Here is a 24,383-nt window from a genome sequence, read left to right on the forward strand (position 1 = left end):
GAGGGTTTTGTTTTTGGCTGCGTATTAACTCTATAGGAACACATTAAAAAACTAAGGAGCAGCCATGAAGTTGCCTAAAACAACAATAAGTACAATAGCTCTATGCGTCGCATTGTCATTTAATTCCAGTGTTAACGCTCAACAAATCGATAATTTATCAATTCAATCAACTAGCCTTGATAACGCGTTGCTTTCTCTTGCTCAGCACAGTGAAATTCAAATCCTCTTTTCAGATGAACGAATAAAAGAACAGGTAGCGCCTAAGCTTGAAGGCAGTATGGATGTGCAAGAAGCCCTTTCTACCTTATTAGAAGGCACGGGCTTTACGTTTAAACAAACATCAAAAAGAACCTATATAGTTACGCCGATTCAAAGCCCTGATAGCAGTCAGCAAGAAAATACATCATCACCGGTTGTGTCAACCGATACGTCAAGTGAATCTAGTGTTGAACGAATTCAAGTGACAGGCTCAAATATCAGGGGCATGAAAGATACCGGCGCTCTGCCGGTAACCACCATGTCCGCAGAAGATATTGACGGTTTAGGTATCAGCAGTGGTGCTGAAATCTTGGCCGAACTACCTCAGCAAGGTGCGGTGAACTTTACCAGTGAACGTGTAGTAGGTGGCGTAAATGATGCCCGCGGCGATGTTTCGTCAGTTAATTTGCGTGGAATAGGTACCGGCTATACGCTTACATTATTAAACGGTCGCCGATTAGTGCTTCACCCAGGAACTCAGGCGGAAAATTTAGTGCCGGTTACAACGGTTAACTCCAATACGCTTCCGGTTAAAGGCATAAAACGAGTTGAAGTTCTGCGCGATGGTGCAGCCGCAATTTACGGCACTGATGCCATTTCCGGTGTGGTTAACTACGTTTTAGATGACAACTATACCGGTGGTGAACTCCAGGCCCAGTATGGAAATAGTCAGGGAACCAGCCGAGATCAAATTAATATATCTGGCGCTGGTGGCTGGCTGTTCAATAATGATAAAACTCACTTAACCTTCAGTGGTGGCTATTATCACCGTGATATGGTGATGGCCAGCGAAAGAGACTACGCTGCGAGTTCAGACTTACGTGAATTTAGTGAAGTGCCGAGTGACTTTGTCGGGGACACTCAGTTAGATAACCGAACTACAGTCACACCATGGGGCGAGTTTTCTTCAGATAGCCAAGGTACGTTTCACCTTGAACCAACCTCTTACAATGATTGTACTGTTGCCGTTAACGATGATGTCTGCGCATCATCAGGTTCCACTCCCCGTGATTTAAGATTCGATTCAAATTCTCAGCGAAGCCTTAGCTCTGAAGTCGACAGGTTAAACTTTTACACCTTAATCAATCATCAATTAAACGACCAAGTAGAAATTTATGGTGAAGCCCTTTATTACTCGGCAACGGCGAAGCGCTTGCGTGAACAATCGGGCAATCTCACCGCCCAACGCTTTACGATATCAGCAGATGCGTTTTACAACCCTTTTGGTGAAGAAGTAACCTTGCGAAGATACCGTCCCATTGATACTGGCCCACGTAATATCGACGTGGATGATTATAGCTATCGACTTCTAGTGGGCAGTCGTGGTTACTTTGGCGATTGGGACTATGATACGGGGCTGCTTTATTCAAAAGCCAATACCTTAGATAAAGCTAACCGTATTAACACCACCTTGTTTCAACAAGCGATTAACAGTACCGATGAGAGTAGTGCATACAATGTATTTAGTGGGGCAAGTGTTACCAACCCTAATACCGTCGACGATACCCCAGTTTCACAAAGTGTGATTGATAGTTTTACTGTTAATGTAGAACGTGAATCTGAAACAGAATTAGCCTCTATTGATGCTAAAATTTCTCGACCAGACTTATTTACAATGCCGGCCGGAGATGTGGGGTTTGCCGCTGGTATCGAGTTTCGCCATGAAAGCTTTTTCGACAATCGTTCTGATGACTTAAACGGTACCTTGTACTTTACTGACTTAGTGGGAGGAACTTCTTCAGAAATTGCCAGCCAAATTTTGGGAAGTAGTCCTACACCCGATGCCAGCGGTAGTCGTAATGTATCATCGGCTTTTGTAGAATTCGCTGTCCCTTTGATCACCGACAAACCTTTTGTCGAAAGTTTAAATTTGCAGGTGGCGGGGCGATATGAAAACTTCTCTGATGTAGGCAGTGTGTTTAAACCTAAGTTTGCGTTAGCTTGGATAGTTAATGACAAAGCTTTGCTTCGTGGTGCCTATTCTGGTGGCTTCAAAGCGCCTGGTTTACCACAAACTACCGCGGTAGATGTGGCCCGTTCAAATACCCGCATAGATCCAGTGACTCAAACTAATCGGGGAACCCTAGAGTTGCGTAACGGTAGTGATACTCTAAGTCCAGAAGAAAGTGAAAACTACTCTTTTGGTCTTGTTTTAACACCAACCGAAAGACTTACCTTGACGGTAGACTGGTGGCGCATCAAGCAAGAGAACACCGTAGGTATTTTAGATAGTCGCGTACAAATTCTTTATGATGCATTACTGCGTAGTCAAGGTAGTCAGAATGAAAATGTTGTCCGTGACGAAAATGATGAGATTTTATACATTCGAAACGACTACACCAATCTATTGCCCAGAGAAATTTCTGGCATAGATTATAGCGCTGACTACCAATTTGAAACGGATATTGGGAAATTCTCAATTAAGTTGAACGCCGCTAATTTACGAAAATTTAGCCAAGGCACCGATGCAATTACTGACATAGTCGTGGCTGCTCAAGAAGCCGGTAACGAAGCGTTATTGTATCAAGGTGACCAGGTATCAATAGCTGGTAGCGATGGTGATCTAATCCGCCAAGATGAACGACCTGAATGGCGGACTAATTTGTCTTTAACCTACTCTAAGGATGGGTGGCGAGCTGGACTGAAATACCGTTTTGTCAGCGATGTTGAAGATACGAGCTTAACCTACACCAATGATGCAGGTGATTTGATTACCTATGTGGTGGATGATTGGTCGACGGTCGATGCTTACCTGAGCTATCGCTTTAGCGAAGATGCTTTGTTTTCTGGTAAAACTAAGGTTACTGTGGGAATGCGCAACATTACCAACGAAGCCCCTCCTTTTTCTGATAACACCTTTGGTTATAGCAGCAACTTACATTCTTCGTTAGGACGTTATTCTTACATAACATTAAATCATAAATTTTAACCTAAATACCTAAATCTATTCGGTTTAGAAAATATCGCCCATTAAACATGGGCGATAATTCTTTGGAGATATAATGATCCGATTTTTATTAATTGCACTGGCATTTTCGGCACCTGTAACCTTTGCTTGTGAGTTTAAGGATGTAAGCTTTTCTGCCAAATTTGAGTCTGGTAGTTTAGATAATTGTGAACTGAACAAAAAAGGCGAGTACGTATTGACCTTCTTGCCTGAAGATAAACCTATTAACCCAAGCCCTTGGTATTACTTCAGCGTAAAATCGCCGGTGGCTAAAACAATAAAAGTTGTACTTACTTTTGACGGTTTTGCGCCAAGATATTTGCCTAAAGTAAGTGATGATCAAATGTCTTGGCAGTCCATTGCCTTTGATACAAATGAAAAGGGTATGTCAATGTCACTCGAAGTGAATAGCAAACCTTTGTACGTTGCAGCGCAGCGGCCCATGCCAAATTCGGAGTACCACAATTGGTTAGAAAAAGCAGCGCAAACTTATTCCTTTGAGCCATTTGTTATTGGCAAGTCCACCGCAGGCCGGTCCTTGTCAGCCTTCACTTTAAGTAAACCTGAAAACAAAGAATGGGTAATATTTGTTGGCCGTCAACATCCTCCCGAAGTCACCGGTGCTGTAGCCATGTTCGCATTTTTAGACGAGTTTCTTGCAGACACCGCATCTAACACTGACTTTTTATCTCGGTTTAATGTGTTGGTCGTGCCTAACATCAATCCTGATGGCGTTGCAGAAGGTCATTGGCGTCATGGTTTAGGCCATAAAGACCTGAATCGCGATTGGAATGTATTTTCTCAGCCAGAAACGAGCGCGGTGAAACAATATTTAGACATCATAACTGATGGCGGCGGTAAAATTGTGATGGGGATGGACTTCCATTCAACTCATAATAATGTTTTTTACACCATTCCCCAGGATGAAAATATCGCTCCAACCGAAATGGTCGTGACTTGGTTATCAAGTTTACAAGAACAAACTAAAGGAGTGTTTAAAGTGTTTGACAAACCTGGCACTTCCCCTGGTAGAGGTGTCTTTAAGCAGTATTTTGCCGATGTTTACCATGTCCATGGCGTTACCTACGAAGTGGGTGACAACGAACCGGACGAAAAAACCCGTTATGTAGCCAAGCACGCAGCGAGGACTTTAATCAACACGCTCAACGCAACTCCTCCTGAAGCCTTCTATATTAAAAATAACGAGGAAAAAGCACCGAACCATTAACCTGATTCTAACGCCTACAAGGGGTGAGTTTTCTTGTAGGCGGTTGCTTTAGCCCCACGGTTCGGTATTTTTCCACGGCCTGAACCATGCTACGGGAATGTTCTTGTAGGCGGGTGTTTTAACCCCGCGGTTCGGTATTTTTCCATGGCCTAAAGACCATGCTACGGGAATGTTTTTGTAGGCGGTTGCTTTAGCGCCGCGGTAGGTGGACGTTTTTGTAGGCGGGTGTTTTAACCCCGCGGTTCGGAATTCTTCCACGGCCTAAAGACCATGCTACGGGAATGTTTTTGTAGGCGGTTGCTTTAGCCCCGCGGTAGGTGGATGTTTTTGTAGGCGGGTGTTTTAACCCCGCGGTTCGGTATTTTTCCATGGCCTAAAGACCATGCTACGGGAATGTTTTTGTAGGCGGGTGCTTTAGCCCCGCGGTAGGTGAATGTTCTTGTAGGCGGTTGTTTTAGCCCCGCGGTAGGTGGATGTTTTTGTAGGCGGGTGTTTTAACCCCGCGGCTTGGTATTTTTCCATGGCCTAAAGACCATGCTACGGGAATGTTCTTGTAGGCGGGTGCTTTAGCCCCGCGGTAGGTGAATGTTTTTGTAGGCGGTTGCTTTAGCCCCGCGCTCTCGCATTAAGCTTTCATGGCCTAAAGGCCATGCTACGGGTGTATTGTCCTCTGCCGGATAAATCCCGTGCCACACCTTCTTGGAAACGATATAATGCCCCTCAACAATTTGCGTAGATATTTCTAATCGCTCAAATTTCATCACACACAACAACAGAGTAAATATTGAAACAACTTGATGTCATTGTCATCGGCGCTGGTGCTGCCGGATTATTTTGTGCAGCTGAAGCCGCTAAGCGTGGCCGCAAGGTGCAAGTACTGGATCACGCTAAACGTATTGGTGGCAAAATACTGATGTCAGGTGGTGGGCGCTGCAATTTCACCAATATGTACGCCAGCTCTGAAAACTTTCTTTCAGACAACCCCCATTATTGTAAATCAGCCCTAAGTCGTTACACCCAATGGGACTTCATTGGGTTGGTCGCTGAATACGGAATTGCTTATCACGAGAAAACTCTCGGGCAATTATTTTGTGATGATTCGGCCAAAGATATCCTCAATATGCTATTGCAAGAATGCGATAAGGCAGGGGCTGGGGTGACTAATCAATGTGAAATTCTCGATATTGATAAAACATCCGATGGATTTACTTTGCAAACCAGCAAAGGTGAATATAGGTGCGAGTCGCTGGTGGTGGCCACCGGTGGCTTATCTATGCCGAAATTAGGCGCATCACCATTCGGCTTCAAAATAGCTGAACAGTTTGGTTTAAGCGTAAAACCAACGCGAGCTGGACTGGTTCCTTTCACGTTACACGAGCAAGACAAAAGCGTATTAGCCGAGTTAAGTGGCATTTCTTTAGACGCGCGAGCAAGCTGCAATAATACTAGTTTTAACGAAAATATCTTATTCACCCATCGCGGTTTAAGCGGCCCAGCGGTGTTACAAATTTCATCGTTTTGGCATCCAGGTCAAGAGGTTGAGTTTGATTTGTTTCCCAACGGCGATTTACTCGAAGAATTGAACCAAAGCCAGCAACAGTCACCAGATAGTTTGTTAGCGACCGCGTTATCTAAGCACTTTCCAAAACGCTACGTACAGACTGCGTTACCCTATTTGGGATTACAAAATAAACCCCTCAAACAATTCCAAGGTAAGCAGCTTGAGCAAGTTTCCGCAGCCTTCCATCAATGGCAATTAAAACCCAATGGTACAGAGGGCTATCGAACAGCAGAAGTCACTTTGGGCGGCGTCGATACTAACCAACTATCGTCGAAAACCATGATGGCAAACGACATCGATGGCCTATTTTTTATCGGTGAAGTGGTCGATGTCACCGGTTGGCTTGGCGGCTATAATTTCCAATGGGCCTGGAGCAGCGCTTGGGTTGCTGGGCAAAATGTGTAAATCATATTCCAAGATCCACTGAATGCGTTTGTGCAAATCTAATTGGCTTTATCTGCAACCTTAAATGGTTGGTTAATTAGAGTTTTTTCAAATTCAGGTTTGGCGACAGGTTTACTGTATACATAGCCTTGAATGTAGTCACAGCCAAAATCTCTTAATATTTTAACTTGGCGTTCATCTTCAACCCCTTCAGCGACGACCTCAATTTGCATCTTTTTACATAGCTCTATAACACTTTGAACCATCTCACTTACGTCTGAATTTATCCCCAAATCGTCAATTAGAATTTTGTCTAGTTTGAGCACATCAACAGGTAATTTTGTTAAATAGGCAAACGAAGTATAGCCAGAGCCAAAATCGTCAATTGCTATATTTACTCCTAGCTTCTTTAATTTCCAAAGTACTTCGCTGGTTTGCGTTAAATCATCGATAATACATCCTTCAGTGATTTCAAGTTCCAGGCTAGCAGGGTTCAATCCGGTCTTGTCTAGCAAATATGTTAACTCTTCTACTAATCTATTGTTCTGAAGTTGGCGGGGAGATACATTGATCGCTAATTTGATATTATTGCCATATTGTTTTTGCAGGCCAATCAACTGATTGATGCTGTTTTTTAATAGCCAACTTCCGATTTTTTCAATTTGACCATCTAGCTCGCTAAGGCTAATAAACTCAACCGGAGACACCCAGCCTAAAGATGAGTGCTGCCAGCGCATTAATACTTCAGCCGTTTCGACCATGCCATCAGATAACCGCACTTTCGGCTGAAAATACAAACTGAACTGGTCACTATTTATTGCTTGTTGGATACTATTTTGAATGGTTTTTTTACGCTTCTTTTTCGCCACATAAGTGGCATCTAATTTCACTACACATGGTTTTTGACCGTGATGTTTGCTCTCGTGGAAGTCTTGCTCCGGAAGATTTCTGATGGAGTGCAATAACTGTTGCGTATCCATATCAGAGAAGGGGGCTAAAGCATAAGATAAATTGCACTGTAGTTTAGGAATATTAAGGTCATTTTGAGAACAAGCCGACAAAGCTCCACTCAACAAAGTTATTTTGTTATGCAGTTCAGTATCGCACTCAGACTCGGGAATAATAATCAGCACTTGGTCGACATCTACTTCAAATATCTCACAGTTATTTGGTAAACAGGCCTGTATATTTTTAATTACCGACTCTAAGCCTAAAAGTTGTTGCTCTCCTCTTTTAGCCCAATATTGGTCATGCAAGGAAATATCAGAAATAATCACCGAAGCTAGCGCAAATTGGGCTTCTTGATCGAGTAAAAACTTAATGGTGCTATCTAATCTTATACGATCTGGTTTGATGTATTGTGCGTTTAGTTTCTCTTTAGACATTTTAAGCAAACGCTGATGGTATTCTTTAAACGCTTGTTCAACATTCTCTATTAGCAACTGATTATTCCAAGGTTTGGTTAGGAATTTATAAGCCGCTCCTGAGTTCATTACATCTACAGCAGAATCGAAGTCTGCATAGCCAGTTAAAATCATCGAAATGATGTTGGGAAAACATTGTTTGATATTTTTAACCAAGGTACCGCCATCAATATCCGGCATCCGAAAGTCAGACAAAACCACTTGAAAATCATGTTGAGTGAGTAACTCTAAACCTTCTTTGGCGCTGGTGGCGGTGAAGACCTGGTACTTTGTGCGTCTAAACGTGCGGCTAATGGCTTTTAGGTTACTCTCTTCGTCGTCTATAACAAGAAGATTGCAAAGCTCCGCAGGCGTTTCTGAAAGGTATCTTTGAAGTGCTGTAGACATAATAGTTGGCCCTAAATAACGGTTAAAAGGTATATTTTGTTTCTAATCTGAATCGCACACTTTGCTCGGGTGTCCCCACTAAGCGTTGCGTCCGAGATATACGACCACCTACCCATAAATTTTTACTTAACTTATGGCGTATACGTAAATCCCACCCCTTAAAGTTGCTTGTAGCAAAACGACTTGACGCGTTTTGTGCAAACTCTGTTACCACTGAAAACCGTTCAACGTGTAAATATCTTAGTTGGGTTAAATAGTTTCCATTAGTTTTCAAATCACCCTGTTTTAACTCAATGGCATAACTCAATTTTTGCTTAGAAAACGCTTCTCCAAGTTCTATTGGCGTGTCTTTAATCGACCAGCCAATATCGGTTCCTAACTGCCAATTCCCTTGTTTTATTTTCATCGATAAACGTACAAATTGATTATCGAATTGTGTGTCTTTTTTGGCATACAACGCACCTGTCTGGCCACGATAATCGACAAACCATGGAGATATAGTTAATTTCCCTAAATCAGTTGAAAATGCGCTCTGATATTGAAAAATAGACATGTGGCCAACAGTGCCACTCGCGCCATCGAGAGGTTTGAAGCTAGTGAATTTCAAATTCTGCCCAGCTCCAAGGTCATAATCTAAATGAACACCAATAGGATTTAAGTGCCTGTCCCAAAACAGATCGGTAACTTGATTGGTTTTCCAAGGAATTTTCCCTGCAAACATGGTTAGACTGTCAAACTTTGCCTTCGCAAAAGCCCGTGATATGTAAATGTCTTTGTCGCCAGCGGGTTGGTCGGTGATTTGATATAACGTAAAGGCCGGAACATTCTGCTTGTTTTTTAATCCTGTGCGCGCTTGTGCCGTAAATGACCACATATCATTCAATTGACTAGTGACGCCAATCGCAGCAATTACTCTTACTCTTTTACGTGGTGTTAAATTAATTTGGTCCGTTTCATTTTCGTATCTGAGCAATACGCTGCCATCAAGCTCTGTTTCTGTTGCTTGCACGCTTTGTATGCTCAGCACACAGACAGCGATTAGTACATGCAATTTATTCATTATATACGTTACCTCTGAGGACCTAAATTCTCTGCGTTGTGCAAAGCTAAATTAACTATATTCATATCGGTGACGTAAATGTAGCAAATGTCACAAATGTCGTGTATTATACTTTAGTCATGTATGTCTTGTTTGTCTTATGTGATATAACTATAAAACTAATTCAGGAAAAGCGTTTATGACGAAAGTTAAATCTCTTACTACAGGTGACATTGCTGAATATTGCGATGTCAATTTACGTACGGTGATACGTTGGATAGATAAGGGAAGTTTGAAAGGTTATAAATTACCGGGAAGAGGCAACAATAGGGTGACAGTGGATAATTTTGTACTCTTTTTAAGAGAAAACAATATGCCAGTGCCACCAGGACTTTTGCCCAATAACAAAACCGTTCTGATTGTTGACGATGATAAAGATATGGGCAATGCGATAAAACGCGTACTCAAAAAAGCGGGTTTTGAGTGTGATACCGCCACTAATGGTTTTTTAGCGGGCAGTAAACTCATGCAACACAAACCTAGCATGATGACGCTTGATCTGACCATGCCTGGTTTAAATGGTTTCGAGCTTTTGAAGCATTTACGCGCAGAAGAACAGTTTCGTGATTTGAAAATATTGGTGATATCAGCATTGAATCAAGACAGCCTTGATGAAGCCCTTGCATTAGGTGCTAACGCAGTACTTTCCAAGCCATTCGAAAACGATGAATTATTGAAATTAGTAAACGAAATGACCCAGTAGTGATATTCAAAAGTGAGGTGTTCTAATGTGTAAGTTATTATTTTTTATAGGTTTTTTGATTGGTTTTCCAAGTGCTGTAATTGCACAACAGAGCACCTTAACCTTCGCCGTGGTACCGCAGCAGTCGGCCAAACGCTTAGCAACTTTATGGACCCCTATACTGCAACATATTAGCGACCAAACCGATCTCAATATTGTATTCACTACGGCAAAAGATATTCCTACCTTTGAAAAACGTCTTGAATCCGGTGAATATGATATCGCCTATATGAATCCTTATCACTATGTTGTTTATAACCAAAGCTCTGGTTACAACGCCTTAGCGAAACAAAGCAATAAAACCATCCAAGGCGTCCTAGTTGCTCATGCTGATGGTAAGGTTAAGAATATCCAAGATCTGGCAGGTAGCCAATTAGCTTTTCCGGCTCCAGCAGCATTCGCCGCAAGTTTATTGCCGCAAGCAGAGCTTAATAATCTAGGTTTGGAATATACTCCCAAGTACGTGGGATCCCATGACTCAGTTTATCTGAATGTGTCTAGAAGCTTTTTTCCAGCTGGTGGCGGGATTCAACGCACACTTAACAACATGGACGAAAATACCCAATCTACCCTAGTAACTATCTGGAAGAGTGCTAGATACACTTGCCATGCTATTGCCACCCATCCAAACGTGGATGCAACCACAAGAGATAAGATTCTAGCCGTTCTTTTGAACATGAATAACAGTGAACAGGGAAAGGCGTTACTAAAAAGTATTAATTTCAATGGTTTTGATGGCGCACAAAATAGTGATTGGGATGATGTAAGAGCACTTAATATCGATGCGCTAATGACTAGCAAACCAGCAACAGCTTTGGCTAACTAATGAATCTTTCCTTACGCAATAAAACGATAGTAAGCATTGCGGCCATCGAGGCTGTGTTATTGATTGCTTTGATATTTACTGCCGTCAATTTTATGCGTAATACTTTAAATGATAATTTAGCGACCCGTTCATCAACTGTTACCTCGCTGTTCGCAAGTACTATAAAACACGCAGTGTTAACCTATGACCTCGCATCTTTAGAGACCTATAGCGCCGAATTATTGGAAAATCCAGATATCCTTTATGTAAGGGTCATAAACAGTGAAAACCAAGTTTTGGCCCAAGCCGGTGATACACAATTGTTATCTCGTGAGTTTGTCGAAGATGCGCAAGTCAAAGACGTAAATGATGGAGTGTTTGATAGTTTTGCCACAATCACTGAATCTGAGCACATTTATGGTCGCGTCGAGCTTGGCTTAGATAATTCTAATATTCGCACCTCAGTAGACATGATTAAAAATTGGACTACTGGTATCGCTGTCATAGAAATGGCGCTAGTGGCTTTGTTTTCCTTTGTGTTGGGAAATTACTTAACCAAGCAATTGGCAACTCTACGAACTGCTGCACGAGAAATTTCAAGCAATATAGAAAGTGGCTCTTTTAATCAGGCTCAGCTACCAGTGAATGGCAATGACGAATTAGCCGAAGTGACTCGCGCTTTCAATAAACTCGCGACTACCTTGGAATATGAGAATGCACGCACTGAAGCTTACCAGCAGGAGCTTGAGCTGCTTAATAGCACATTGGAGCAAAAAGTAGAGCAACGCACTACCTTATTAAACCAACGAAATCATCAACTGGAACAGATAAATCAGGAGCTACATGCCACTCAGAAACAGCTGACGCAATCTGCAAAAATGGCTTCCATCGGACAACTTGCTGCAGGCGTAGCCCATGAAATTAATAATCCCATTGGTTTTGTTAAAAGTAATTTAAGTTCCCTTGAACAATATATTGATGTCTATCGTCAAATCAGTACACAAGTGGCAACTGTTTTTGCGAACGATACATCCCAATCTGTAGAGCCCTCTAAACAAAAATTAATTGATATTGTAAATAATGAAGATTTAGATTTTATCAATGAAGATGCGAAAGACATTCTTAGCGAGTCTGTTGATGGTTTAGATAGGATCACCAATATCGTCAAAGATCTAAAACAATTTTCTCGGGCAGACACAGAGGAAAAGAGTTGGTTAGATATTAATGATTGTATCGAGACCACCCTTAAAATGGTCGGCAATGAGCTTAAATATCATTGTGAAATTCATAAAGATCTCGGCGAGTTACCCAAAATAAAGATGAATTTTGGAAAAATTAGCCAGGTACTCACCAATTTATTAATCAATGCAGGGCAGGCGATAGGTGAGAAAGGACAAATCACTATTTCCACTAAAGTACAAAACCAAGATGTTGTTATATCGGTTAAAGACAATGGATCTGGTATCGCGCCTGATAACTTAAGTAAGTTGTTTGATCCGTTTTTCACTACTAAAGATGTGGGCAAGGGAACAGGTTTAGGTTTGTCTATTTCCTACGGCATTATTCAAGAACACGGTGGTGACATTAGCGTAACCAGTAAACTCAACAAAGGCAGTTGTTTTACCGTAACCCTGCCGATTCAAAACGATAGCGAAGATCTCAAGAGCAACCATAATGAGTGAAAAAAATGTTGAAACAGAAATACCAATGACAGTGCTTTGCGTTGATGATGAAGTAAATATTCTTAAGTCAATGAAGCGCTTGCTGCATAGACAAAACTATCAGTTGCTACTTGCTGAAAGTGGCGCACAAGCACTAGAGATAATGGAACAAAATAAGATCGATCTCGTTATATCCGATATGAAAATGCCGGGCATGTCTGGTGCGCAATTATTAGAAAAAGTAGCAATAACAGAACCGGATTGTCATCGTATTCTACTAACCGGTTATTCCGATATGGAATCAACCATAGATGCGGTAAACAAAGGCAAGATCCACCGTTATTTACAAAAACCTTGGAATAACGAAGAGGTTATTCAAACTATCGAAGAAGGTTTGGAAAAAGTCAGATTAAAGCATGAAAATAGTCATTTACAGAAGTTAGTAAAAAAACAAAACTCGCTGCTTAAAAAGCTCAATCAAAACTTAGAAGACAAAGTTAAGTTGCGTACTAAACAAATACACGTAGCGATGCAGCGAATTGAGCATAACAACAGTGCCACCCAAAAAGTACTATACAATTTAATCAGTATTAACCCTAACTTAAACGGTGGTTTTGCGAATAGTGTTAGCTTACTTGCCAAACGCATAGCGGAAAAATTATCATTACCCAAACAACAGATTAATACCATATCTTATGCCGCATTGCTGTGTGAAATTGGCTTATTAGGGCTAGATACAGCCCTATATAGCAAACCCTTCAAAGAGCTCAATTACAACCAGCAGCAGGAATACCTAGAACAAATTAAAGTGGCTCAGTTGGTACTTGCTCCTGCAACCCATTTACAAGATGTAGCAGATATAATTACCTGCCAATTTGAAACATTGAACGGTTCTGGTCCCAAGAAATTAGTGGATGCACAAATCCCTTTAGGCGCAAAAATCTTGGCGGTAGCCAGAGACTATTGGCGTTATAAGATGGGCCGCATCAATCCAGTAAAATTGGACGATACTACTTTTCCGATCGAAATGACTAAACTGAAAGGGACTCATTACGATCCGCAAATACTGGATATTTTGTTGGATAACGAAGATATTGTTTCAGATGAGTTTGTCGAAAACGTTATTACTACTCAGGAGCTCGAGCCTGGGATGACATTGAAGTACAACATTTTGAATGACAAACATATTCTGGTGTTGCCAGAAGGACATGTTTTTAATCAAGCGACGATTTTGAAGCTAACCCAATTTGAAAAAAGCCAAGCCAAACCGATCTCATTGATTGTAGAAGATGATAGGGTTGAGGCTTAGTTAATCACTGGAAACGTGATATTGAAGGTGGTGCCCACATTTAACTCAGAATCAACAGTAACCTGTGCGCCGTGAGCTTCTAAAATTGCATAAGATACGGATAGTCCTAAGCCGGTGCCCACACCTACAGGTTTAGTGGTGAAAAAAGGCGTAAATAGTTGATTTACCGTTTCCTCATCCATACCGCTGCCAGTGTCTTTGATGTGGATTACCACAGCGTCGTTGATTTTGGTGTAGTCAATTGTGAGTAAACCGCCGTCCTCCATTGCGTGAGCAGCGTTGACAAATAAATTCACAAAAACTTGCTGCAATTGGCCGGAGTTACCTAAAATCAAAGGGCAATCAGTAGACATGTGATTATCAATTTTGTGCTGGTATTTGAACATATTTCCAGCAATTTTAAGAGCAGATTGAATACAGTCGTTTAACGATGTCTCAACTAAAGCTTCATCTCCTGAGTGAGAAAACCCTTTCAAGTTATCGACGATTTCTTTCACTCTGTCTAAGCCTTCAATATTTGATTGAAGTAGATCTTCGGAGTCTTCTTCGATGTAGTCTAGGTCAACCTTTTTACATATGTCTTTAAACCGAGAAATATCCAATGTTTTGTTTTTTTCGAAGCTGGCTTGCATCTGCGTATTGAGTTGTTTGTAATCATTTAAGTAATCTTGCAGCACTTCTAAATTTGAGCGTATAAAAGCGATAGGGTTATTAATTTCGTGGGCTACGCCAGCGGCTAACTGCCCTAAAGATGCCATTTTTTCTGACTGAATAAGTTGACGGCGAGCTTTTTCGAGCTTACTTAAGGAATCTTGCAACTGCACGTTACGTTTCAATATCCGAATATCCGTTAAGCGTCTTCGAATACCGCTGACTAAGTGCTCTTTTGAGGTGTTTAATACCGGTAGCAAATCTTCCGCAATGCCTTCATCTTCGCTTAAAAACGCTAACCATCCTACTTTAGAGCCAGACCAAGCAAAGTTCGTATAGAAAATTGAATTGATAGGTCGATTTTGGTCAAGCTCGCTGTTGTCAACTAGTGAAACCAACCATGAGTCCATAATTGTTGACTCACAAAGGGGTAATAAAGAAACTGCTAATTCTTTAGCTTGGCTGTTTTCCTGCCAACCTTGTTCTAACGACCATACTTTTTTGTTCTTGTCAGATAAGTCTTGGCCATTTTCGCTAATAATTAAAAGTCCATAACTTGCGGAACAAAATTCACCTGTCAACCTCACGATATTGGATATCATGTCGTTGAGCGGTATTTCAGATGCCACTTCGCTGGAGGTACGCGCTAGATATTCCAATTCCAGTTGCTTTTGTTCAGAGTCGGCCAGCGCGCTCTTCAAAGATAGATTGGCTTCGTATATGTCCAAAGAGTATTTTTCAAGCTGGTTCTCAGCTAGTTGTCGTGCCTTTTTCTCCCTCAAGGCCTTGCGTTCAAGAACGGAAACTCTTTTTTCCAATTCTTCTTTGGATAGTGTCAAACTTTCACCACCTCTAACACGCAGCGTTGATCACCTCGATGTTCACATTCTATTTGTGAGACCGCTATTTTTTGTTCTGTGTGTTCCGCGAGGCCGTACACAATACCTTCGCAGAAATAACATAACTTGCGCGGAGACTGGTAGTGAAAGGTTAGGGTTGTCGGTGTTTCAGATAGAAATTCAAACTCAGGTAATAAGGCATCTGGATTGAGTTTTTTGACTTCTACGTGGATAAAGTCTTGCACCGCGTGTAAAAATTCAAAAACGTCTTTAAAATCATGAGCACCAGCTGGCGCGGCGTTAAATAATTCCTTGAAAACCCATTTTCCGAATGCGAACTGAGCGTCTTTAGCTGAGATGTTTTGTTTTTCTACCACAAGTCCAACTAGGGTAAATAACTCCTCATCGTCATAAGTGCCTACTGTTGTATAAATGCCTTCACTTGGTAAATTTGCTTCATCCAGTAAGGTGTCCCAAAACTCCTCACCCCACAGCTCTTCGATAAACTCATTAAACTTTACAAAAACAATACCTTTCACGGCCATTCCTTCTATCTATCAAATTTAAGCATGTCTGTATTAAACATAGGCGTATCAAAGCTAGATTGAAAACCTTTTCCACTTTTATATCAATGCTGCTTTAGTCGCACTGATTAATCTTTCTTCCGTTACAGGGCGCATTTTGATTAACATATTGTGGCACTTTACTCTGCATATATTAAATAATAGTCATTAATATAATGAATAGACTATAGTCATTATTACGACCAAATAGTAATTTTGGTTAGTATTTTTGGTAATGATCAATTTAATTTCTTGGTTGACAATGAAATTCGGGTTAGTTACTTTAATTTAACATATACACCAGCAGTTGCGCGTGCATGTTGACGTTAATTGGATTGTTAAGATCACTGGTTATCAGCTATACAACGTAATAATTGCAAGATTTCATTATGGTATAAACAAACATTTACTCTTGGAGAACAACTTATGTCAATGACAGGTAAAGTAGCTATTGTAGCTGGTGGTGGTCGAGATATTGGCGCTGCCTGTGCAGTAGAATTAGCATCGAGAGGTGCGAGCGTTTTGTTAACCTATCATGCCAGTGCCACAACAGCACAAGAAACGGTTGCTAAAATTACTGCCGCTGGTGGCAAAGCGGTCGCTGTGCAAGCCGATTTAACCGAGCAAAGCAGTGTTGATGCGACCGTAAAAGCTGCATTATCAGAATTTGGCGCTATCGACTGCTTAGTCCACGTTTCTGGTGGCTTGGTTGAGCGCAAAAAAATAACCGAAATGGATTTAGCTCACTGGAAAAAAGTACTAGATGTGAACCTAACTTCGCTGTTTTTAATGTCGCAAGCTGTAATCCCGCATATGAAACCGGGCAGCTCTATCGTCACTTTCTCTTCTCAAGCTGCTCGTGACGGTGGTGGCGGTGGTGCTATCCCTTATGCAACGTCTAAGGGCGCTGTATCAACCTTTACCCGTGGTTTAGCCAAAGAGCTAGGTCCTAATATTCGGGTTAATTCGGTTTGCCCAGGGATGATTTCAACTGGCTTCCATGACACTTTCACTCCAGATGCAGTGCGAACTAATGTGGCTGGGGCGACTTGTATCAAACGTGAGGGAACTTCAGAAGAAGTGGCTAAATTAGTTGGATTTTTAGCTGATGATGACTCTTCGTATATGACGGGAAATAATGTTGACATAAACGGCGGGTTACTTTTCTCATAATAAAACAATAGCTTATCAAACTAGTTTGAAAAGTCTGGGTTAAGTGACAGGGCTATTTTGATAAGTTAGGTAGTGAATTTCAGGGTCTCTTTTAATGGGGCCCTTTTTTTTGTAATTAAACTCTTTTAAAAACAACGGGCTACCATTTGGTATTACCAATAATGGCGCTATTGGTAATAATAAATGTTAATGTGTGGTTGACACAATGTTGTTGAATTGGTTACATTGTCTATTCGATATTCATTACTTTAATTATTGCAATTCAAAGCCTAAGCTTAGTTGACGCACAAGTAATAGTGTCAGTAACAAATAAATCATGTATGGTTTCCACTACATACAATGCCAACCAGAGCTCATCGTATTAATAATACTGAAAGGGTTCTACTTATTTTTAAAAATGGAATTAGGTCGTGTTGAATGTTTGCTAAAAAATTCTCTTTTCCTCGTCTTGTCGCGCTTACCATGGTTGTTTCAGTTGTGGGTTGTAGCGCATCTTCTCAAAATGCTGACACTAGCAAAAACTCAACTAGCCAATCAGCTTCTGCTGAAATGCTCAAAACCGCAGATGGTATTTTGATTAACAACCAACAGCAGTTTTTAGAAGCCGCGGCCTCATTACAACCTGGCGATACCTTAATTCTCGCTGACAAAGAATGGAAAGATTTTGAAATTCTTTTAAAAGGTAAAGGCACAGCTGAAAAACCAATTACCCTAAAAGCCCAAACCAAAGGCAAAGTCATTTTAACCGGACTTTCTAACTTACGTTTATCTGGTGAATATTTAGTTGTTGAAGGACTCGTATTTAAAGACGGATACAGCCCCACTGGTGAAGTGATTTCGTTCAGAGAAGACGCTAACACCTTAGCTTATAATTCACGAGTAACGGAAGTCGTCATAGATGGATTTAGCAACACGGACAAATTTAATGCGGATAAATGGGTTGTCTTATACGGCAAGAATAACCGTTTTGACCACAGCCATTTGGAAGGTAAAAACAATGCTGGTGTGACCATGGCGGTTAGACTGAATACAGAAGATAGCCAACAGAACCATCACCGCATAGATCATAACTACTTCGGTCCACGTCCAATCCTTGGTTCTAACGGTGGCGAAACACTGCGTATTGGTACCAGTAAGTACTCTTTAACAGACTCTTTCACAGTGGTTGAAAATAATTACTTTGAACGTTGTAACGGTGAAGTGGAAATCATTTCTAATAAATCTGGTAAAAACCAATTCCTTAATAATGTATTTTTAGAAAGCCGCGGAACCTTAACTCTACGTCATGGTAACGGTAACGTAGTCGAAGGCAACGTATTCTTCGGTAATGGCAAAGACCATACTGGTGGTATTCGTGTCATCAACGCTGACCAAACCATTCGCAACAACTATATGGAAGGGTTAACAGGAATTCGTTTTGGTGGTGGCTTTACTATTCTAAACGGCGTGCCTAATTCAACTATTAACCGCTATCATCAAGTTAAAAACGCGACAATCGAAAACAACACTATTGTTAACGTCGACAACATTAATTTGGCTGGCGGCAGTGACAGTGAGCGTACTGCAACACCAATTGACAGCAGCTTTTCAAATAATTTGATCATCAATGCTGACGGCAGTAATCCTTTTAAAATATTTGATGATGTTTCAGGTATTACCTTTGCCAACAACATTGCCAGCCAATCTCCACAAGAAGAGATTGCTTCAGGTTTCACAATACACAAAAGTGATTTGGTCAGAGGCGATAATGGTCTTCTTCAAAGTGCCAGCGCACAGCAAGCCAATGTTGGTGCTGCAGCGTCACTTAAACCTATTGCTAAAGATGAAACCGGTGTAAGTTGGTATCCTAAAGCCGACGCGCCTGTTGAGTTTGATTCTGCAGGTGTGGTGAATGTTTCTTCAGCCGAAGAGCTTATGAAAACAATCGGTGAAGTAGCAGACGGCAGCGTCATAATGCTTGCGCCAGGTAACTATGATCTCAACAAACAACTACAAGTGAAGTCTGTGGTAACCCTTAAAGCCGCTACTCCACGTTCCGTTACTCTTTACCCAATGCGTTCTTTGACTTTTGAGATAGAAGATGGCGGCAGCTTGAAATTAGATGGACTGAATATCTCAGGCGTGAAAACTCCAGACAACGCAGGTAATGTGTTAATTCGAAATACCAAATTACCCACCCTACATAATTACAAATTGACCATCAACAATACGCATATCACCGATTTAAATGTGAACCACTCGGCCCATGTGTTTGACTCTGGTTATCGCAGCATGGCCGAAAATATTGAGATTACTGATAGTGTTTTCAAAAATATCACGGGTGATGTTCTACGCTTAGACAAAGAACAAGATGATTTGGGCATTTATAATGCGGAATACGTCACTATCAAAAATTCTAGTTTTGTGAACATTGAAGGTGCGGTTGCGAAAGTCTATCGTGGCGGTACAGATGAAAGTACTTTTGGTCCACATTTTAGAATGACCAACAGCACCGTTGAAAATGTTGGTGGCGGCAAACGTAATAAATCTGCCTCTGCTATCTTTCTTTTAGGTGTTCAACAGACTCTATTAGAGGGAAATCAGTTTACGCAAAGCAAGGTCATCACTATCGATCATACTGTTGGTGAGCCGCGTACCCAGATATTGAACAATACATTTACTAAAACACCTTTACCGGTAGTGACAGAAACCTTTGCTAAGGGTCCTTCTACTGCGGTTATGAAAGGTAATGTTTCTAAGTGAAGCAATAAAACCAAGACAGCGAAACCGTGCTCACCTAGTCTTATAAAGAATATGTGAGCACGGCATTATGCAAGGGTTTCGAGATTAATGAAGGTTCTAAAAGTTAACCAACAAACGTAATCATAAACGTAAAGAATAATATTATTAGCATCAGGTATAGGTAAACATAAACATGAAGAATTTAAGATGGTGGGTTATTGCTCTCGTTGCTCTGGCAACGGTAGTGAACTATATCGACAGACAATCCTTGAGCGTACTCTGGCCATTCATGGGTAAGGAAATTTATCCTGAAAAAACTGATGCAGAGTTGAAAGAAGTCTACGGTATTATCAGTATTGTTTTCTTATTCTCGTACGCGTTTGGACAAGCGTTATTTGGTAAGATTTTCGATTGGGTCGGAACCCGAATGGGGTTCGTACTGTCCATCGGAATCTGGTCTTTGGCGACGATTATGCACGCCTTTGCCCAAGGTATCTTAACCTTTAGTATCTTTAGATCGATTTTAGGTATTTCTGAGGCAGGTAACTGGCCCGGCGCTGCTAAAGCGAATGCGGAATGGTTTCCAACCCGTGAAAGAGCGTTAGCTCAAGGGATATTCAACTCAGGCGCTGCAATCGGCGGGATAGTTTCAATTCCGTTAATCGCCTACCTTGCATTGTTTTTCAGTTGGAAAGCAATATTTGTGATTGTAGGTTGTACCGGACTACTTTGGCTTATTCCTTGGTTGATTGTTGTTAAATCTCCTCCTGGATCTCACCCTTGGATCACTGAAGAAGAGCGCGAATACATACTGACTGGTCAGAAAAATGAAGTGAAATGTGAAAATGGCATCAGCGCGCCAGAGTACACACCAACTACAGGTCAACTGTTATCTCATAAACAAAGCTGGGGCGTAATTATTGCTACCGCAGCAATCGACCCAATCTGGTGGTTATTTATTGTTTGGATTCCTACCTATTTGGTTGAAGTCTATCAAATGGATGTTAAGGGCTTGGCGATTTACGGTTGGGTTCCTTATGTTGGTGCGATGCTAGGCGCATGGTTTGGTGGCCTACTTGCACAAAATCGTCTTAAAGCCGGCTGGACAGTAAATAAAACCAGAAAACTGGTTATCACTATGGGTTGCTTAATCATGCTGCCTGCATTGTTAATGCTGTCTGATCCAGGTGGTGAAGTTGCTGCTGTACTTATTATGGCGACCATCTTGTTCGGTTTCCAAACCTCTATTGGTAATGTTCAAACACTGCCAAGTGATTTGTTTGGCGGAAAATCTGTTGGTACTTTATCGGGCTTTGCTGGGATGGCCGCGAAGTTGGCTGCCGGTGTGTTGATTTATCTAGTGCCCTCATTAACTGCCGACGGTAACTACACAGTGGTATTTGTGATTGGTGCTGCGTTAGCGATACTAGCAATGGCAAGTATTTGGATATTGTGTCCTAAAATAGAGCCTGTAGAAGCCAAATAGTGCTTTGGGTTTGTTAAAGATGTGGGGGAGTTCAATGTTAAGTTTACGCAGTATTTGTTGTAGTTCTCTGATCGGCCTAGCTGTTTCAGCTGCGCCTTTCGGTTATGCAAATCAAGCAACTCAGGCAAACAACCAAAGCTATATGCCTGAGTCTCACCGGGCCCTTGCTGACGGTGTTTTGCTAGGTAACTTTGACTCTCTCGATCCAACTAAAAAGCCAAGTGAAAACTTTGATTTGTTAGATTGGACACTGACACTACCTACCGACCTTAATAAAGATAAAAAAGCCGATATCATATACGAAAGACCATTAAGCGGCGGCTTTGAGTTAAAACCGCTTTTTTATACAGCAGATGATGGTGGGATGGTTTTTGCCTGTCCCAATGTCGGTGCCAAAACCTCCAAAAACACTAAGTACGCTCGAACTGAACTTCGTGAAATGTTAAGGCGTGGAAATACTCGTATTAAAACCCAAGGCATAACTGAAAATAACTGGGTATTCGATGCAGCTCATGGCTCGGTCAAAAGGAAAGCGGGTGCCATTGAGGGGAGCTTAGAAGCGACCTTAGCGGTGAACCGCGTGTCAACCACCGGCGATGAGAAAAAGCTAGGGCGGGTTATCATTGGCCAAATCCATGCCACTGATGATGAACCTATTCGACTCTATTATCGCAAGCTGCCTAATAATTCTAAAGGTTCGGTGTACTTTGCTCATGAAATTAATGGTGGAGATGATGAGTGGATAAACCTAATTGGTACGCGCTCACACACCCTAGCTAATCCGGAAGATGGCATCGAATTAAACGAAAAGTTTAGTTATAAGATCACGGTCGAAAACAATATTCTTTTTGTCACTTTGATTCGCCAAGGCAAACCCAATATCACCAAATCATTTGATATGAGTGACAGCGGCTACCACAAAAATAACCAATACATGTATTTTAAAGCCGGTGTTTATAATCAAAACAATGGCGGCGAACCCAAAGATTACGTGCAAGCCACTTTTTATCATCTAGACAATCAGCACTAGTAGCATGGCCTTCAGGCCATGGAATCCATCAAATCACCCACGGGGTTAAAACACCCCACCGTAGCATGGCCTCGTAGGCCATGGAATCCATCACATCACCCACGGGGTTAAAACACCCGCCTACAGGTGAAATCCGATACATCATCGTAAACTCGGGTTGTAGCATGGCCTTTAGGCCATGGAATTCATCGAATCACCCGCGGGGTTAAAAGATACCACCGTAGCATGGCCTTCAGGCCATGGAATCCATCGAACCACACCCGCGGGGTTAAAACACCCGCCTACAGGTGAAATCCGATACATCATGGTAAACGTGGGTTGTAGCATGGCCTTTAGGCCATGGAATCCATCTAATCACCCACGGGGTTAAAACACCCGCCTACAGGTTGGAATCCGATACATCATCGATAACGCGGGTTGTAGCATGGCCTTTAGGCCATGGAATCCATCAAATCACCCGCGGGGTTAAAACACCCCCACTATTTTACGCTTTACTCGCTGGCGCTATAACCTGTGTGACTATTCTTGATCTCGTAAAAGGTGGCCTGGGCGTATTCATCAGGATCACTTGAATTATTCAGGTGATAAACCCCGACTTTGAAATAATGATACTGGCCGTCTTGGTCGTACAAGCTTTCGCTCATATCGTAATTGGCAACCACATCACTTTTTCCTTCACGGCTTATTGTCACCGTCAGCAAATTAACGTTAACACTAATCTGATAACTAAACTTCTCGTCCAATGCGATCCCATCTGAAGGATTACTCGCTGAATTGCTTCTCGAACCTATCATCTCAACATAGGTTTCAATATTATCACCGTCGCTGTCTTTAACACGACTCTCGTGAGCAAAGTAGACAGAACCGAGATTATTGCCCGGCAGTTTTCGATAATATAAACGCACAGGCTCATCATCGTTAGCATGGATCTGACCAATCACCACCCGTCCAATTTGATAATCTTCGCCTGTGGTTGTGACTTTATTCACCGCTAACGAAACTCGCAGGTCTCCGTCTACGCCTCCAGCATTAGCTTGACCTTGTGAGGAAGCACTGGCAAAAACCCAGTTATTTTTGTTTACACCTTGAGTGCTAATTGATGTATTACCGCGGCGTAACATTTCTCGCAATTCTACCCGCACATAACTTGTGTTTTGCGAGGTTTTAAAGCCGTAACTTGGAGAACGCATGACTATGCCATTGTCAGCAGAAGCATAAAAATACTCGGAATTGGTGTAACCCGCAGCTAGTTCAGTCTCAAAAATGGAGTCTGAAGTTCCGCTGTTATCCTCATCAGTTGGTACACTTAAATACCAATCTAATAAGTCGATACCCACTTCATTGGGGAAAATATCTGCGAATTCGCCATTTGCCTCTTCGCAGCTATGGACTTGTATCTCGACAATACTGTTGAATGTGTTTTCACTGTTTCCATCAGCAATAATCTTGATGTAGCGAGCATCAGACTCGACCAAGTTGACCAACTCAAAGCCGCTGTGCTTGCCACTTGATTCTGCGTCGTTAAGCACACTAGTCCAACTGGCATTTTGAAGTGAAGTATCCGCCGAGGTTTCTACCGAAAAGTAGGCATTACGTTCATTGCCTTTGTACCACTTAATCGTTAAAGCCCCTACTACTTTGCTACTACCAAGATCAAGTATTAACTCTTTATTTGAGCCATTACTTGTCCATCTTGATTCAGGAGTGGTCAATCCATCAACCGCATTTGCAGGTGGATATCCACTTTCAAAACTACCATCATCACTAGCAGCAGTAATAGCGTATATCTCGTTTACACAGACCTCTGGTGTAGGCTCAACAACCACTGGAGGAATGACTGGTGGAGTTGCGGTACTTCCACTACTTCCGCCACAAGCACTGATCCCAATCGACAACATCATGACTATCAAGGCATGGACCTTTTGGCTTTGATTGTGGCTATGTAACCGCTTTCGAAACATACGTTTCCCCTACAAAATGTAAAATTAATGTTACTTCTATAAAAGGATTATATGCGTAAAAATTAGTTACTCCAAGAATAATGTAAGACCAATTTGCGTTTTTGGTTATATTTGTTTGGTTAACCAGAATCCGACGTCTCTAAGGGGATTTATC

At 41.7% G+C, this 24,383-nt stretch carries 17 protein-coding genes; 11 read left to right on the plus strand and 6 right to left on the minus strand.

Going from position 1 to position 24,383, the window contains the following annotated elements; genetic code table 11:
• Window positions 1–64 precede the first annotated feature (64 nt).
• The 3 genes from VUI23_RS01350 to VUI23_RS01360 all read left to right on the plus strand — a co-directional run bounded on the left by VUI23_RS01350 (window position 65) and on the right by VUI23_RS01360 (window position 6,399).
• Window positions 65–3,187: a TonB-dependent receptor gene (locus VUI23_RS01350; protein ID WP_342806414.1), complete on the plus strand. Its 3,123-nt coding sequence runs from the start codon at window positions 65–67 to the stop codon at window positions 3,185–3,187.
• Between the two features lie 73 nt (window positions 3,188–3,260).
• On the plus strand, window positions 3,261–4,433 hold the full coding sequence (locus VUI23_RS01355) for a M14 family metallopeptidase (protein ID WP_342806416.1): 1,173 nt from the start codon (window positions 3,261–3,263) through the stop codon (window positions 4,431–4,433).
• Between the two features lie 784 nt (window positions 4,434–5,217).
• Complete coding sequence (locus VUI23_RS01360) at window positions 5,218–6,399, plus strand: NAD(P)/FAD-dependent oxidoreductase (RefSeq protein WP_342806418.1); 1,182 nt, start codon at window positions 5,218–5,220, stop codon at window positions 6,397–6,399.
• A gap of 38 nt (window positions 6,400–6,437) precedes the next feature.
• Here VUI23_RS01360 and VUI23_RS01365 read toward each other — a convergent pair whose 3' ends face one another.
• The gene (locus tag VUI23_RS01365; protein WP_342806420.1) at window positions 6,438–8,189 is read right to left on the minus strand and encodes an EAL domain-containing protein; all 1,752 of its coding nucleotides are present in this window, start codon (window positions 8,187–8,189) and stop codon (window positions 6,438–6,440) included.
• 22 nt (window positions 8,190–8,211) lie between these two features.
• On the minus strand, window positions 8,212–9,249 hold the full coding sequence (locus VUI23_RS01370) for a hypothetical protein (RefSeq protein ID WP_342806422.1): 1,038 nt from the start codon (window positions 9,247–9,249) through the stop codon (window positions 8,212–8,214).
• Between the two features lie 178 nt (window positions 9,250–9,427).
• Between VUI23_RS01370 and VUI23_RS01375 the strand changes: the two genes are divergently transcribed.
• Genes VUI23_RS01375 through VUI23_RS01390 form a run of 4 tightly spaced genes read left to right on the plus strand, consistent with a single transcriptional unit; the run spans window position 9,428 to window position 13,805 of the window.
• On the plus strand, window positions 9,428–9,991 hold the full coding sequence (locus tag VUI23_RS01375) for a response regulator (protein ID WP_216049480.1): 564 nt from the start codon (window positions 9,428–9,430) through the stop codon (window positions 9,989–9,991).
• A 25-nt stretch (window positions 9,992–10,016) separates the two neighbouring features.
• A complete protein-coding gene (locus tag VUI23_RS01380) occupies window positions 10,017–10,856 on the plus strand; it encodes a phosphate/phosphite/phosphonate ABC transporter substrate-binding protein (RefSeq protein ID WP_342806424.1) in 840 nt (279 codons plus the stop codon).
• Entirely contained in the window at window positions 10,856–12,517 is a 1,662-nt protein-coding gene (locus VUI23_RS01385; RefSeq protein WP_342806426.1) for an ATP-binding protein, read from the plus strand. The genes VUI23_RS01380 and VUI23_RS01385 overlap by 1 nt, the downstream gene beginning before the upstream one ends.
• Complete coding sequence (locus tag VUI23_RS01390; protein ID WP_342806428.1) at window positions 12,510–13,805, plus strand: response regulator; 1,296 nt, start codon at window positions 12,510–12,512, stop codon at window positions 13,803–13,805. The genes VUI23_RS01385 and VUI23_RS01390 overlap by 8 nt, the downstream gene beginning before the upstream one ends.
• Here the strand turns inward: VUI23_RS01390 and VUI23_RS01395 are convergent.
• Together VUI23_RS01395 and VUI23_RS01400 are read right to left on the minus strand one after the other, a co-directional pair.
• The gene (locus VUI23_RS01395; protein ID WP_342806430.1) at window positions 13,802–15,295 is read right to left on the minus strand and encodes an ATP-binding protein; all 1,494 of its coding nucleotides are present in this window, start codon (window positions 15,293–15,295) and stop codon (window positions 13,802–13,804) included. The genes VUI23_RS01390 and VUI23_RS01395 overlap by 4 nt on opposite strands.
• A complete protein-coding gene (locus tag VUI23_RS01400; RefSeq protein WP_342806432.1) occupies window positions 15,292–15,840 on the minus strand; it encodes a heme NO-binding domain-containing protein in 549 nt (182 codons plus the stop codon). The genes VUI23_RS01395 and VUI23_RS01400 overlap by 4 nt, the downstream gene beginning before the upstream one ends.
• A 444-nt stretch (window positions 15,841–16,284) precedes the next feature.
• Here VUI23_RS01400 and VUI23_RS01405 point away from each other — a divergent pair, with 444 nt between their 5' ends.
• The 4 genes from VUI23_RS01405 to VUI23_RS01420 all read left to right on the plus strand — a co-directional run bounded on the left by VUI23_RS01405 (window position 16,285) and on the right by VUI23_RS01420 (window position 22,268).
• Window positions 16,285–17,031 carry an SDR family oxidoreductase gene (locus tag VUI23_RS01405; protein WP_216049486.1) on the plus strand — a complete coding sequence of 249 codons (747 nt, stop codon included), beginning with the start codon at window positions 16,285–16,287 and terminating at the stop codon, window positions 17,029–17,031.
• 417 nt (window positions 17,032–17,448) lie between these two features.
• A complete protein-coding gene (locus tag VUI23_RS01410) occupies window positions 17,449–19,773 on the plus strand; it encodes a chondroitinase-B domain-containing protein (RefSeq protein ID WP_342806434.1) in 2,325 nt (774 codons plus the stop codon).
• A gap of 172 nt (window positions 19,774–19,945) precedes the next feature.
• Window positions 19,946–21,238 carry an MFS transporter gene (locus tag VUI23_RS01415; protein WP_216049488.1) on the plus strand — a complete coding sequence of 431 codons (1,293 nt, stop codon included), beginning with the start codon at window positions 19,946–19,948 and terminating at the stop codon, window positions 21,236–21,238.
• A 34-nt stretch (window positions 21,239–21,272) separates the two neighbouring features.
• Window positions 21,273–22,268, plus strand: a complete 996-nt coding sequence (locus VUI23_RS01420; protein ID WP_342806435.1) for a polysaccharide lyase family 7 protein — start codon at window positions 21,273–21,275, stop codon at window positions 22,266–22,268.
• Window positions 22,269–22,439: 171 nt separating this feature from the next.
• Here VUI23_RS01420 and VUI23_RS01425 read toward each other — a convergent pair whose 3' ends face one another.
• Window positions 22,440–22,595 (minus strand): hypothetical protein, encoded by a 156-nt coding sequence (locus VUI23_RS01425; RefSeq protein ID WP_342806437.1) that lies wholly within the window; start codon window positions 22,593–22,595, stop codon window positions 22,440–22,442.
• A gap of 164 nt (window positions 22,596–22,759) precedes the next feature.
• Complete coding sequence (locus VUI23_RS01430) at window positions 22,760–24,229, minus strand: polysaccharide lyase family 7 protein (RefSeq protein WP_342806439.1); 1,470 nt, start codon at window positions 24,227–24,229, stop codon at window positions 22,760–22,762.
• Window positions 24,230–24,383: the final 154 nt, after the last annotated feature.

The organism is Alteromonas sp. M12 (genome assembly GCF_037478005.1).
Classification (GTDB): domain Bacteria; phylum Pseudomonadota; class Gammaproteobacteria; order Enterobacterales; family Alteromonadaceae; genus Aliiglaciecola; species Aliiglaciecola lipolytica_A.